Source organism: Umezawaea sp. Da 62-37 (genome assembly GCF_032460545.1).
Taxonomy (GTDB): Bacteria; Actinomycetota; Actinomycetes; order Mycobacteriales; family Pseudonocardiaceae; genus Umezawaea.
The window spans coordinates 1,018,981-1,031,811 of sequence record NZ_CP135965.1 but is presented as its reverse complement, the minus strand read 5'-3'; the positions used below and the strand labels follow the sequence as shown (position 1 = coordinate 1,031,811).

The following is a 12,831-nucleotide window of genomic DNA, read 5'->3' as shown; positions in this document are numbered from 1 at the left end:
GCGCGGAAACGCGTTACGGGTCGAGGCGGAGCTCGGCGCCTTGCCAGCGGGCGCGGAGCCGGCGGTCGTGGCTGGCGATGACGATCGCGCCGGGGCCCGCGCCCATGGCCTCCTCCAGCTCGTCGCACAGCACGGGGGACAGGTGGTTGGTGGGTTCGTCGAGCAGCAGGAGTTGCGGGGTGCGCGCCACGAGCAGGGCCAGGTTGAGGCGCCGGCGTTGGCCCACCGACAGCGTCGCGACCGGCTTGTCCGCGTCCCACGAGTCCAGCAGGCCCAACGAGTCGAGCGGAACGGCCTCGGCCCGCGCCGGGCCGAGCACGGCGTCGTAAGCCTCGCGAGCGGTGCGCTCGGGCCGTTTGAACGCGGTGTCCTGGCTCAGCATCCCCACCCGCAGGCCCTGCGCGCGAACCACGCCTGCCGCGTCGAGCTTCCCCGCGAGCACGGCCAGCAGCGTGGACTTGCCCGCGCCGTTCGGCCCGGTGACCAGCAGCCGTTCGGTCGCGGTGACGTCAAGGCGGTCCACGGTGAGCCTGCCCGGCACGCGCACCTCCCGCAACGCCACCAGGACCTCGTCCGGAGCCTGCTCGGCGACGGCGTCCGGGTGGAACCGGAGCGGCCGCGGGGGAGCGTCGACCTGGCGGCGCTCCAGGTCGTCCAGCTTGCGGGTGGTGCTGCGGACGCGGCGCGCGATCTGGGCCTGCGCCCGGCCCGCGGCGTTCCCGTAGCCCATCTTCTCGTTGTCGCTCTTCACCCGGCCCGGAATGGACCGGCCCGCGGTCACGCCGAGGGTGTCCCGCAACGCGGTCAGCCGCTCCTGCTCGTCGGCGTGCCGCTCGAGCCACCGGTTCCGCTCGGCGCGCTTCCACGCCAGGTAGTCGCTGTAACCGCCGCCGAACCTCGTCGGCCAGTCGACGGCGGGATCGAGGTCGATCAGTTCGGTGCACACGGCGTCGAGGAACGTCCGGTCGTGGCTCGCGACCACGACGACACCGGGCAGTTCACGCAGCCGCGCCTCCAGGAAGGCCGCGCCCGCGTCGTCGAGGTGGTTGGTCGGCTCGTCGAGCACCAGCGCCGACGGCCGCCGGACGAGCAACGCCGCCAACGACAACCGCGAACGCTGCCCACCGGACAGCGTTCCGAGGAGCCGGTCGTGCCCGACACCGCCGAGCCCCAGTCCGAACAGGACGCTCTCCGCGCGCCGGTCGGCATCCCAGGATTCCCTGCGCTGAGCCAGTTCCAGCCGATCGGCGTACTCGGCGAGGTGCTGCTCGTCGTCGAGCAGACCGGCCAGCCGGTCGAGTTCGGCGAGGTCTTCACGCGCCTCGGCCAAAGCGTCGTCCAGCACCGCGGAGACCGGGAGCCTCGGGTCGTACGGCATCTCCTGGTCCAGGTGACCGAGGTCCTCCGGACGTTCGACACTGCCGCGGTCGGGCAGGTCGACCCCCGCCAGCAGCCGCAGCAACGTCGACTTGCCCACACCGTTCTCGCCGATCAGGCCGACGCGCTGGCCGGGGGCGGCGGTGAGCGACAGGCCGTCGAGCACCCGGCGGCCACCCAGGACGCGCACCAGGTCGTGGGCGATCAGCGCGGACTCAGGCATCGGGCGCGCCCGTCTCGAACAGCACGTCGTTCTCCAGTCGCAGCCGGTGGTCGATCCTGATCCCCCGGAGGAGGTGCCCGTCGTGGCTGACGACGAGCGCGCCTTCCAGCCGGCAGGTGCTGACCAGGACGAGGGTGTTGGTGGGGGCGTCGAGCAGCAGCGCGTTCGGTCGCTTGAGCCGCATGACTCCGTTGGTGAGCGGGGCACGAACAAGGCGACTCATCGGCATCACGCCGGAACCTGCTGCTACCGGGAATTACCCGGAGATGTCGTCTTCACCCGCCACGCGTCGACCTTACCAACCGCTCCTGGACCCCCTCCGCCCGTGGTGGTCTGGTGCGCACGCCAGGATCTCCACGTCGGGGTCGCCTGGGCCTGGTTGCCGTGGGTCGGGCGCAACGTCCTCGGTCCTCGCTTCGTGGACCGCGACCTTGGCGTGCCGGCCGAAGCAGGTCATGGCTGCTCTGGTTCGAACGTTCACGTGATCGCGCCTGTCCACGAACCACGAGGACGTGCGCACAGCCACGATGTCGCGCATGCACGTCCAGGTTGACGTCACAGTCTCCCGCAAACCCGGTACTTGATAGTGGTCGACTACGCGGGTCGCGTGGGTCGATATGGGGATTCGGGCAGCAGTTCGGCCGGAACCGCTTCCACGATCGACGAGACGTTCCAGGTCAGGTAGGCCCTCTCGTCGGGTAGTCGCTCCAGTCCATGACGCCGGTACAGCGGTGCACGGACATCGATACCCAGATCAGGCCGACGGCCTGAGACTGCTTCCGCTGTGGGTCGTCTGAGGCTTCTGCCCGACAGGCGTGCGATAGGTTGCCCGGCGTGACTGAGCTTGGACCTGATGCCTGGCCACCTGCCCCGATCAGGACCGAGCGGCTCGTGCTCCGCGAGTCCGAGGCCCGGGATCGTGCGGCGCTCATCGAGTTGTTCGCCTCCCCGGAGGTGGGCGCCTACGTCGGTGGTGCTCGACCGCGTGACGAGCTTGAGCGCACGGTTCCTGAGGTCCCCGGTCGGCGCCCTGGCTTCTTCGTGGTCGATCTCGACGCAGCGATGATCGGCATGATCACGTTCGGTCGGCGCGACGCGGAGCATCCGGGTCCCGCCCGCCCGGATGCTGGGGAGGCCTGGCTCGGCTACCTGTTCCTGCCGGAGGCGTGGGGGCGCGGGTACGCCACCGAGGCGTGCGCGGCGGCGCTCGGCTGGTTCGCCGACACGCTTCCCGGCGAGCCGGTGGTGCTCTGCACCCAGGCTGCCAACGACCGCGCGATGCGCCTCGCCGCGAAGTTGGGGTTCACCGAGGTGGAGAGGTTCGAGGCGTTCGGTGCCGAGCAGTGGTTCGGCGAGTGGTCCTCGATCACGCCGTCCGGTTGAGTTCGTGCCCGACCGCGCGGCGGTGTGCTTGCCGAAAACTACGTCCGTGCTGGTCAGATGGCGTGGTGGTGTTCGTCGAGGATGCTGCTTAGTTGCCGGCGTCGGCGGATGTCGAGGTGGGGTGACTGCTGTCCGAGGATTTGCCGCACCATCGCGATCGTGTCGATGATCTCCTGGATCCTGTTTTCTCCGTATCATCAGATGATCGGAGTTTGGAGTACCAGTGACTCTCAACCAGTTGGCGGACCGGGTGGTTCTCGCGGATCCGGCCGCGGTGCTCGTCGGAAGGGTCTTCGACCCCGAGGCGGACGGGCCGTGCCTGGTCGTCAGACGTGGTGACGAACTCGTCGACATCACCCCGTACGGGCCGACCTCCGCCGATCTCCTGGCCCGGTCGGACGTCCTGGATGTCGCCCGCCGTGCGGAGGGGCGGACCTGGAACCTCCGCGAAGTCGTCCACTCGACCATGTCCGGTGGCCGGGGGAGTGCGTACCTGCTCGCTCCCTGCGACCTCCAGGTGATCAAGGCGGCGGGGGTGACCTTCGCCAGCAGCATGATCGAGCGGGTCATCGAGGAACAGGTCGCGGGGGACGCCGCGCGGGCGGACGGCATCCGCGCGTCCCTGCACGACATCGTGGGCACGGCCCTCGCCGTCACGCCCGGCAGCCCCGAAGCCGCGGAGGTCAAGCGGGCGCTGGTCGAGCAGGGGCTGTGGTCGCAGTACCTCGAAGTCGGCATCGGACCCGATCCGGAGATCTTCACCAAGGCCCCCGTCCTGTCGGCGGTGGGGGTCGGCGCGGATGTCGGCGTCCTGTCGGGATCCTCCTGGAACAACCCCGAGCCCGAACTGGTCCTCGTCGCGGACCCGGACGGCAACGCGGTCGGCGCGACCCTCGGGAACGACGTGAACCTGCGCGACTACGAAGGGCGCAGCGCGCTGCTGCTGGGCAAGGCGAAGGACAACAACGCCTCCTGCGCGATCGGTCCGTTCATCCGCCTGTTCGACGAGGGTTTCGGCCTCGCGGATGTCGCGAAGACGACCATCACGACCCGCGTCACCGGCGAGGACGGGTTCGAGGCCGACCACGTGGGACGCCTCGCGGACATCAGCCGCCCGCTTCCCGAACTGTTGGCGGCTACCTGCGGGCGCCACCACCAGTACCCCGACGGGTTCGTGCTGTTCACCGGGACCTCGTTCGCCCCGGCGATGGACCGGGGGGAACAGGGCATGGGCTTCACCCACCACGACGGCGACATCGTCGCCATCGAGTCCCCCCACCTCGGTCTGTTGGCGAACACGGTGGTCAAGAGCGAGGACGCCGCGCCCTGGACGTCCGGGGTCAGGTCGCTCATGCGGAACCTGGCCGCACGCGGACTCCTCGGTGCTCCGGGCGGTGCCCGATAAGCCCGCGTGTCGTCGTCCTCGATCACTGCTTCGCGATGCAACTGTTGCCGAAGGCAGCCAACCGGTAGATAGTTTGGCGTGGGAGCACGGTTGTGGGAGCAGATTGGGAGCGATCGGGCGTTCTGAACGGTGCTGAACTACTCCTAACATCCTGCTATGGCAACATAATGACCTGGGGTGTCACTGTTTCCGCTGGTTAGGCGTTTGGGGGTAGTGGGCAACTCGGGTCTTTGACTGAACGGCCCCAGATCTCAGTCGTCGATCATGCCCCGTGATCGTCACGCGGCTCAAGTGCGATGAACGACGAACTAGTAGAGCGGTCGACGGGGTCGTCGGACGTGTAGTGCCTGGCTCTCACGAGTGCTTCCGCTGTGGTGGTCCTTTTTCTCAGTTCTCGGTGCAGGACCAATACGAGGGCCGTGGTCGACTGGTTGTTGACTGGCACCATGCAGATCGCCGTGATCGGCGAATGGTCGATCTCCCTGCCCCCGACCTCGGCCGCAGGTATCCATGACCGTCGCGAAGTATTACGCCGATGCGGCAAGTCGCCGAGTTTCGCAGGGTGTTCGATCTCGAGACCGAGGTCGAACACCCTGGGTTGGCGGAGCACCGATGGATGCCGCTGAATAAAGAAGCCGTCGAGGCATTCCCGATCCTGGCGGGGCCCTGCGAACCGGCGACGACTTGGGCATCGCGTACCGGGCACCGGCCAAGGAGCTGGCTTATGTCCTCTACCTCACGCATGGCGCCGCGGAAGCGCTGAGGATTGACCTACCGGCCGCCTTCGTTGAGGTCGGTTCACCATGAGGAAGCGGGACGGTCGAGTTCTGCGCAGAGCAGACGGCAAGGTGCTCAAGGGCCTTGGATGCCGGCCGTAGGCTCTCGGTGACATCGTCGAGTGACCGTCGGCCGAGATTCACGTGGATATACCATCCGCCGCGCGGCGAAACCTCGTCGCGAGACGGTCGAACGCCACCGCGAGTTCGTCTCCGTCGATCACCTCGATGTCGAAGTCGAGCTGCGCCATCCACAGCGCGACCCGGTCTGGGTCGTCGAAACCCAGTTCGACATGGCACGTGGACTCATCGACCACTTCGATGCCGACAGGGATGTGGATCTTCGTGGTGACCGTGTCGGCGGGAGCGTGCACGAGTACACGAGCGCGGTACTTCGAGGTCCCTTTGCTGATGCGTCCGACAACGTACTCGACGACGCTGTCCCCTGGGATCGCACGCGGTCGGAACCGCGCACCCGTCGGCGCGGGTGTGACCATGCGGTCGACACGGAAGATCCGCCAGTCGTCGCGGTCGAGGTCCCACGCGAGCAGGTACCAGAGCGTTCCCCAGCTCACCAACCGTTGCGGTTCGGTGTGGCGCGACTCTTCGTCGCCCCCAGGCTTCGTGTACCCGAACCGGAGCTGTTCGTGGCCGCGGATCGCGGCGGCGACCGCGCCGAGAACCGAGAGATCGAGCGACGGCCCAGCTCCTGGAACAACGCTCATCGCCTCGCGCACCGACTCCACGCGCCGACGCAGACGCGAGGGGAGCACCTGCTCCAGCTTCGCGAGCGCGGTGAGCGATGTTTCCTCGACTCCGAGACCTTGGGTCGCGACCGCGCCCAGTCCGACGGCGACGGCGACGGCCTCGTCGTCGTCGAGCAGCAGTGGGGGCATCGCCGTCCCGGCGGCCAGCCGGTACCCGCCCGAGACGCCGGGACGCGCGTTCACGGGATACCCGAGCGATCGCAGCTTGCCGATGTCGGCGCGCACGGTCCTCGTGCTCACATCGAGCCGGTTGGCGAGTTCGGAGCTCGTCCAGTCGCGCTTGAGCTGGAGCAGCGACAGCAGTTCGAGCAGGCGGGCCGAGGTCTCCAACATGTTCTCGATCATTCCAGCAATTGCGGAAGCTAGTCTGCCGCAATTGCTGGAAACGTCCGTGTCATGAACGAGAACAACGCACTCACACCGTTCCGCGTCGACATCCCGCAGATGGACGTCGACGACCTGCGCGACCGGCTGGCACGCACGCGCTGGCCGATTCCCGTACCGGGCCGGGACGATCGCGCCGACTTCAGCCGAGGCATCCCGTTGGTGTACCTGAAGGAGCTCGCCGAGTACTGGCGCGACGGATTCGACTGGCGTGCGCAGGAGGAGAAGCTCAACGAGCACGAACAGTTCACGACGATCGTCGACGGCCAGACGTTCCACGTCGTCCACGTCCGATCGGCGAATCCGAAGGCCACCCCGTTGATCCTGAACCACGGCTGGCCGGGATCGTTCGTCGACTACCAGCGACTCATCCCGCTGCTGGCCGACGAGTTCCACCTGGTCATCCCGGCGCTGCCCGGCTTCGGGTTCTCCACTCCGCTGTCGGGGACCGGCTGGGAGCTGGCGCGGACGACGGAGGCCTACGCCGAGATCATGACGCGTCTGGGCTACGAGAGGTTTGCCGCCCACGGCACCGACGTCGGTGCGGGCACTACCGCCCGCCTCGCGGCGATCTACCCGGAGCGCGTCATCGGCACGCACACCGGCTGCGATCCCCGGTTGCTCGGGTTTCTCGGCGACAAGTTCCCCTTCCCCGAGGGCCTGTCCGATGACGAGGTCGCCCAGATCGAGGCAGTGCGCGTCGAGGACGCGGCCGATCACGGGTATCTCCTGATGCAGGACCACCGTCCCGACACGATCGGCGCGGCGCTCACCGACTCGCCGGTCGGTCAGCTCGCGTGGATCGCCGAGAAGTTCAGGACCAGGACCGGTGGCGGCTACCGGACGCCGGACGAGACGGTCGACCGCGACCAGCTCCTCACGAACATCAGCCTGTACTGGTTCACGCGCAGCGGTGCGTCGAGCGCGCAGTTCTACTACGAGTCCGAGCATTCCGGACTCGATCTGGTCATGGGCTCCGGCGTGCCGTCCGGGTGGGCGGTGTTCGACACCCATCCGCTTGTGCGCCGTGCGATGGACCCGTGGAAGGCGGTCGGCCACTGGAGCGAGTTCACCGAGGGCGGCCACTTCCCCGCGATGGAGGAGCCGAAGCTGCTCGCGGACGACATCCGCGCATTCTTCCGCGGCATTTCCTGACCCCCGCGTCCGAGCCTGCGGACCGGTATGACGCGCTCGCTTTGCGTTGCTAGCCCACCGCTGGTGTTGTGCGGTGGTCGCGGGCAGAGCGCGACGATCAGGGCGGACGCGACGGTGGCGACGCGCCAGAACAGGGAGGTGATCGCAGGGGGAGTGCTCCGATCAGGCAGGGGTGAGGCGTTGCACGGGGGAGCCGTTGCAGTCCCAGAGCCGCAGCCGGGTGCCGTTGGCGGTCGCGCCGTTCGGTGAGTCCAGGCAGCGGCCGGACAGCGGGTTGAGCAGGGTGCCGTCCGGGCGGTGCAGCCAGTGCTGCGGCGGCAGCCCGTTGCAGTCCCAGATCTGCAACGGGGTTCCGGCGGCGGTCGCGCCGTTGGGGACGTCGAGGCAGCGGCCGTTGACCACCAGGGAGCCGTCCGGCCGCCAGGTCCAACGCTGCACCGCCGAAGCCGCACACCTCGTACGCCATCAGGTAGGCGCCGCCCGGCAGACGACGCACCGACGGCATTCCCGGCCTGTGCCCGGCCGCGGTGCCCGCGACGGTCGTGGTGCGCTGCGCCCACGTGACGCCGTCGGTGCTGGACACCCTGGCCAGCATCTGGCTGCGGCCGGGTAGGCCCTCGTCGGCGTAGTGCAGCACCAGGCGACCGGCCGCGTCGACGGAGAACTCCGGCTCCCACAGGCCGCCGGTGCCGGACGCGCGCACCGCCGTGGACAGCAGGCTCCACGTCCGGCCCACGTCGGTGCTGCGCCAAACGCGCAACGACATCCGCCGGTCGGCGCCGTCCTGCCCGGTGCTGCCCGCCCACAACAGCGTGCCCGGCTCCAGGGAACCGATCCGTTGCGGAAGCTCGAACAGCGTCGTGCAGCACAACCCGGTCTTCGCGGTCTCGTCGGCCACGGCCCCGACCCGGCGGTAGGTGATGCCGCCGTCGACGCTCTCGCTGATCGCACCGACCGGACCACCGGACGGGAATCCGGTGGTGGTGAGCAGCAGCCGTCCGTTGGCGGCGCCGCTGTGCGCCAGACGGACCGCCTTGGGGTACATGGCGGCCTCTTGGCTCACCGGGACACCACCGGTCGCCGCGGCAGCGGACGGCGGAGCGGATCCGATCACCGCGGCGAGGGCGAGAACGAGTGCGAGACTTCGACTTTTCACCGCGGGAACCTCCATGTTCGCCGGGTTCCAGAGTCTCGGCGTTCGTCCCGCGGTGTCAATGGAACGTCCGAAGGCCACGTCGAAAACCCGCGATCTCGAGGTTGTGCCCTCCCCGCACCCGACTCAGATCGGGAAGCGGCCGCTGCGCCAGTGCCAGTGGCGGCCGGCCTTCAGGTGGTCGACGATCGCGCGCTGGAGCACGGTGCGGCGCGGCAGCCGGTCGAGCGGCGTGGTCAAGGAGCGGAACACGAACCGCAGTGCCTCGACGTCGGCGTCCGACCCTTCCGGCTCCTCGTGGGGCTCCAGCTCGAACCTCTGCTGGAACCGGACGATGTTGGAGCCCTCTGGCAGGTACTCCAGCAGTTGCGGGTCGAGCAACCACGAGCCGCAGGAGAACGCCGTGTAGTGCTCGTCGGGGAAGTGGCGCGGGAAGAACGCGCGGGCCTCGTCTAGCGACGCCGCGACCGCCTCCGGGGTCAACGGCCCAGACTCGGGGATGTGCAGGCCGATGGTCGTGCCCCCGCGCTGGTGCTGGAGTCGGCCGAGTTCGTAGACACCGCCGCGCGCGTGCAGCGTCAGCCAGCTCTGCATGACCGGCCAGCCCTCGCGGTGCATCCGCCTGTCGACCGCGAGGTTGCGGCCCAGGTCGGCGAGGGTCGTCCACGACACGGCATCGGTGATGCCGTGGTCGCTGTGGTACCCCGTGACGACGTCGATCAGAGCCAGGTACGCGTACACGTAGAGGTGCCGCCAGGCGGGGCCGCGTTCGCGCGGCAGCTCCGGACCGGGCGACAGCCGTCCGTGGCCGCCGAGGTCGGCGCGGACCAGGGCGGTCGAGCGGTCGAGCAGCCAGCGCAGCTCCGGAGTCCACAATGGAGAGTCCGGGTCGGGCCAGCCTTCCAGGACCTCGGCGGCGTCGTCCGGTCGCACCGCGAGCCGGTCGAGGATCGCGGGCGCGTCGGCCTTGGCGGGCAGCGGAGCCGACGGCAGTTCACCGGCGAGCCGGTGCACGCGGTCGACCTCTTCGACGGGTACTCCGAGCCGGGCGGCGGTGCCGTTCAGATCCACTCGGCGACTCTACCGGCCGGTGTCCCGACCGCAGCTGGTTTCCGCAGGTAGCCGCGCACGGAGACCTGCGGCGGGCTGGAGAACTCGACCCTGCCGATCGAGGGGATCGCCCGTCAGGTCGGCAGGGGAACCCCGGCGAACTTGAGGGTCCGGTTCCGCCGCGTGACGAAGATGTCACCGTGCGAGCACCGGCGGTTGTTCGCCTTCGGGCAGACCGGCTGACCAGCGATGCGGATCGTGCGACCTGGAAGGCCGGACGATTCGTTGGAACACCGCACCACGTGCTCCGGATCCCGGCACGGTTTCGTCGACTGCATCGTCCGGGTGACTGCGTGGTGTCCGGTGGATCGCTCGCCGGTGTGATGGGATGGCGGGTGTGGACACGGGAATGAACGTGTGGACGCGAGTCGCGACGTTGTCGGACCGTCGCGCGGTGGTGGTGTGGATGTGGGGCGAGGTCGACCACGTCACGATCGACTCCTTCAGGTGGGCGGTCGACCAGGGTTTCATCGCGGCTGCGGCTTCCCGACCCACCCGACCTACTCCCGGTACCCCCATGCCCGTACCGGTCGAAGTGCTGGTGCTGGACTTGACGGGGATCAGGTTCTTCGGCTCGCTCGGGCTGATGGCGTTGCTGCAGACCCGCGAGCGAGCCACCGAGAACGGGTTGAGGCTGGTCGTCGCGGTCCCGGACCGCCACCTGATCAGAGGGATCACGCGGATGACCGAGGTCGACCACGACGTCGAACTGGCCGAATCGGTCGACCAGGCACTCGCCGCCCCGTCCTACGGGCGGCATAGCAAATCAGGTCCCGGATGACCAGTCGCCATTGAGGTCGTTCCGGAAGGCCGGATAGCGCGCGACGCGAGCGAACTGCCACCCCGGCCCGCGGCTACTTTGGACGCCCGGTGCCGAGACCACGGCTCGGTTGTTCGCCGAACTGATCGCGACCACCCCGCGGGCGGTGGTACTCGGGTATGACAGGAACGGCGATACCGGGGTATCACGACGTGGGACTTGTCCGCGCTTAGCGTTCGAGCCATGGCCGCACTTCTCTCCCGCCTCGGAATACACCCGCGACCGGGGCTCGCCCGCGCGCTCGCCGCTGCGCCACTCGTGCTGCTCGTCGTCTACCTGGTGGCCCGTGGGTGGCTGTATCCGCTGTGGCCGGACACCGTGGGCGCCATCGGTCATCCGTTCCCCGGGGACACGCTCGTCGGTGCCTGGGGCGGTCCGACGCTCGTCGGCGCCTGGGCCGTGCGCGCCGCTCTCTCGCTCGGCATCCAGGCCGTTTGCGTCGTCGTCCTCCGGCGGCTCTACCCGCGCACAACTCGGTGAGGCACACGCGGTACCACCCGCCCTGCTAGCCTCCACGCCACTGTCCGCGACCTGGCAGGGACGAAACGTGTTCGACGCCGATGACCTGCCTGCCTTCGAGTCGCCGGAATTCGACGACGAGCACCTGGGCGAGAGCGACGGGGAACCGCCGCCGTTGCGCGGCAGCACGAGACCACCTGCGGGATTGCACGACGTGGACTGGGCGGCGCTCGACGACGCGTACGGCACGGCCGCCAGGACGCCGTTGTTCATCGAGGCGCTCACGAGCGACGATGACGCGGACAGGAACTTCGGTGCGTACGGCCTGTATTCGGCCACCACGCACCAGGGTTCGGTCACGGCGTCCGGGGCCGCGATCCCGTTCCTGGTCGAACTCGTCCGCCGGGACAACTCGACGGCGTTGCTGTTCCTGGCCAGGATCGCCGTCGGCGAGACGCATTTCGTGACGCGGCCCGACGACGTCGTCAAGGCCACCAGCGAGTACGCGGGAACGGTGGCGGAGTTCGCCGCGGACGTCGAGGCGATGTGGACCCGCACCGGCGACGACCAGGCGTTGCGGCTGCTGGTGCTGCTGGGGCGGGAACCGGAGGAACTGCCCGCCCTTGCACCGGGTGCGACCGCGGGACTGTGCCTGGCTCACGCCTTCCTCGCCGCGCGGGACAACGGCGTCACCCCAGGCACCGCGAGTCGCACCGGCTCAAAGGTGGATCACCTTGCGGCGGCACGGGATCTGATGGCGAACAGCCCATCGCTGTACGTGCGAGGCGCCGCCGCGGCGTGCGTGGTCTACTCCGGATTCGCCGACGCCGACGCACTGGCGCTGCTCCACCACCTCGCGCAGGGCGAGTACCCGGTGAACGACGCGTGGACGACGGATCTCGCCGAACTGGCCGTCTCGGCGTGGATCTTCGGCACGGACGACGACGGGCTGCTGGCGGCGCCCCAGGACACCTGGCCGAACCTGTACACCCGGCTCCTCGAACGGATGGCGCGGCAGTTCCGCCCCAGCGGCGAGGTCTACCGCCCGCTGTCGCCGGAGGAGCTGTCGGCTGCCCAGCGCACGACCCTGGAGACCGCGCTGCTCGCCGCGCCGGAGGTGATCACCGGCTCTGATGCGGCCTACCTGTCGATCGACGTCCCAAGCACAGTGGCGGCGACGCACCGGTTGCTCGGCACCGCGACCGGCGAACTGACCCGGAGAACGTCCCGAGGTCTGCTGTGGTTCGTGCTGGAAAACGGTCTGCTTGCCCAGGGCGACAAGGAATCCGCCCTTGCCGCTTTGGCCGAGGTGAACGTGTGGGCCGCACTCGGCGAGGTGTTCGCCGCCCGGCAGCCGGGCGCTGGGAGCGAGTCGATCACGCTGACCGTGCGCCACATCCACAGCGATGACGGCAAGAACGACGCGACACTCGTGCTGTGCTCGACTTTCGCCGACGCCCTCGCCGACTACCGCCCCCAGGCGGAGGTGTTCCTCGACGAATGGCTGCGGCGGGTGTCCGAAGTGGACGGCTACGACCTGGCTTTCGCGGTTCCCGGTCAGCGCATCGGCACGGCACTGGCGGCACTGGCCCGGTCGGGTGAGCTGCCGGCGCGCTTCCACCCGATGATCAAGGCCTACCACCGCTTCCCGCGGTATTCGCGGGTTCCGCTGCCGCTGCTGCGTGAACTGGCGGCGGTGCTGCCGGCGGACATCCGCACCGCCCGTCTCGCCGAATGGCAGGGGAGCGATCGGATCGACACAACCGGCGAAAGTTTTCGTCAGAGTCGCTCATAACGAATGCTCGTAACTGCTCGCTTG

12 protein-coding genes are annotated in these 12,831 nt (G+C 69.0%); 7 read left to right on the top strand and 5 right to left on the bottom strand.

The features are described 5' to 3' along the window. Window positions 1-13: 13 nt before the first annotated feature. Both RM788_RS04485 and RM788_RS04480 read right to left on the bottom strand, forming a co-directional pair. Entirely contained in the window at window positions 14-1,600 is a 1,587-nt protein-coding gene (locus tag RM788_RS04485; protein ID WP_315930233.1) for an ABC-F family ATP-binding cassette domain-containing protein, read from the bottom strand. After that, window positions 1,593-1,784 carry a hypothetical protein gene (locus RM788_RS04480; RefSeq protein WP_315930232.1) on the bottom strand — a complete coding sequence of 64 codons (192 nt, stop codon included), beginning with the start codon at window positions 1,782-1,784 and terminating at the stop codon, window positions 1,593-1,595. Before RM788_RS04480 ends, RM788_RS04485 begins: the two co-directional genes overlap by 8 nt. Before the next feature lie 650 nt (window positions 1,785-2,434). Here RM788_RS04480 and RM788_RS04475 point away from each other — a divergent pair. Both RM788_RS04475 and RM788_RS04470 read left to right on the top strand, forming a co-directional pair. Beyond that, window positions 2,435-2,983, top strand: a complete 549-nt coding sequence (locus RM788_RS04475; RefSeq protein ID WP_315930231.1) for a GNAT family N-acetyltransferase — start codon at window positions 2,435-2,437, stop codon at window positions 2,981-2,983. A gap of 223 nt (window positions 2,984-3,206) precedes the next feature. Then, entirely contained in the window at window positions 3,207-4,388 is a 1,182-nt protein-coding gene (locus tag RM788_RS04470; protein ID WP_315929465.1) for a fumarylacetoacetate hydrolase family protein, read from the top strand. Between the two features lie 916 nt (window positions 4,389-5,304). On the opposite strand, the gene RM788_RS04465 is transcribed toward RM788_RS04470, so the two are convergent. After that, entirely contained in the window at window positions 5,305-6,264 is a 960-nt protein-coding gene (locus RM788_RS04465; protein WP_399345359.1) for a helix-turn-helix transcriptional regulator, read from the bottom strand. 63 nt (window positions 6,265-6,327) lie between these two features. On the opposite strand from RM788_RS04465, the gene RM788_RS04460 reads away from it, so the two are divergent. Continuing rightward, window positions 6,328-7,470 carry an epoxide hydrolase family protein gene (locus RM788_RS04460; protein WP_315930229.1) on the top strand — a complete coding sequence of 381 codons (1,143 nt, stop codon included), beginning with the start codon at window positions 6,328-6,330 and terminating at the stop codon, window positions 7,468-7,470. Window positions 7,471-7,632: 162 nt separating this feature from the next. Here the strand turns inward: RM788_RS04460 and RM788_RS52855 are convergent, their stop codons facing one another. Further along, window positions 7,633-7,872, bottom strand: a complete 240-nt coding sequence (locus RM788_RS52855; RefSeq protein WP_399345356.1) for an RICIN domain-containing protein — start codon at window positions 7,870-7,872, stop codon at window positions 7,633-7,635. Window positions 7,873-8,156: 284 nt separating this feature from the next. Here RM788_RS52855 and RM788_RS52850 point away from each other — a divergent pair, with 284 nt between their 5' ends. Then, window positions 8,157-8,387 carry a hypothetical protein gene (locus RM788_RS52850; RefSeq protein ID WP_399343067.1) on the top strand — a complete coding sequence of 77 codons (231 nt, stop codon included), beginning with the start codon at window positions 8,157-8,159 and terminating at the stop codon, window positions 8,385-8,387. A gap of 362 nt (window positions 8,388-8,749) precedes the next feature. On the opposite strand, the gene RM788_RS04450 is transcribed toward RM788_RS52850, so the two are convergent. Continuing rightward, on the bottom strand, window positions 8,750-9,694 hold the full coding sequence (locus RM788_RS04450) for an acyltransferase domain-containing protein (RefSeq protein WP_315930227.1): 945 nt from the start codon (window positions 9,692-9,694) through the stop codon (window positions 8,750-8,752). A 388-nt stretch (window positions 9,695-10,082) separates the two neighbouring features. On the opposite strand from RM788_RS04450, the gene RM788_RS04445 reads away from it, so the two are divergent. From RM788_RS04445 to RM788_RS04435, 3 genes are all read left to right on the top strand, one after another. After that, on the top strand, window positions 10,083-10,514 hold the full coding sequence (locus RM788_RS04445; RefSeq protein WP_315930225.1) for an STAS domain-containing protein: 432 nt from the start codon (window positions 10,083-10,085) through the stop codon (window positions 10,512-10,514). Window positions 10,515-10,736: 222 nt separating this feature from the next. Next, complete coding sequence (locus RM788_RS04440; RefSeq protein ID WP_315930224.1) at window positions 10,737-11,033, top strand: hypothetical protein; 297 nt, start codon at window positions 10,737-10,739, stop codon at window positions 11,031-11,033. 67 nt (window positions 11,034-11,100) lie between these two features. Next, entirely contained in the window at window positions 11,101-12,807 is a 1,707-nt protein-coding gene (locus RM788_RS04435; protein WP_315930223.1) for a hypothetical protein, read from the top strand. The last annotated feature ends 24 nt before the right edge of the window (window positions 12,808-12,831 follow it).

What these genes read in the sequence shown, in the direction of transcription:
- RM788_RS04465 (WP_399345359.1), bottom strand. Translation starts at nt 6,264, where the DNA reads ATGTTGGAGACCTCGGCCCGCCTGCTCGAACTGCTGTCGCTGCTCCAG.
- RM788_RS04480 (WP_315930232.1), bottom strand. Translation starts at nt 1,784, where the DNA reads ATGCGGCTCAAGCGACCGAACGCGCTGCTGCTCGACGCCCCCACCAAC.
- RM788_RS04485 (WP_315930233.1), bottom strand. Translation starts at nt 1,600, where the DNA reads ATGCCTGAGTCCGCGCTGATCGCCCACGACCTGGTGCGCGTCCTGGGT.
- RM788_RS04440 (WP_315930224.1), top strand. Translation starts at nt 10,737, where the DNA reads ATGGCCGCACTTCTCTCCCGCCTCGGAATACACCCGCGACCGGGGCTC.
- RM788_RS04460 (WP_315930229.1), top strand. Translation starts at nt 6,328, where the DNA reads ATGAACGAGAACAACGCACTCACACCGTTCCGCGTCGACATCCCGCAG.
- RM788_RS04445 (WP_315930225.1), top strand. Translation starts at nt 10,083, where the DNA reads ATGAACGTGTGGACGCGAGTCGCGACGTTGTCGGACCGTCGCGCGGTG.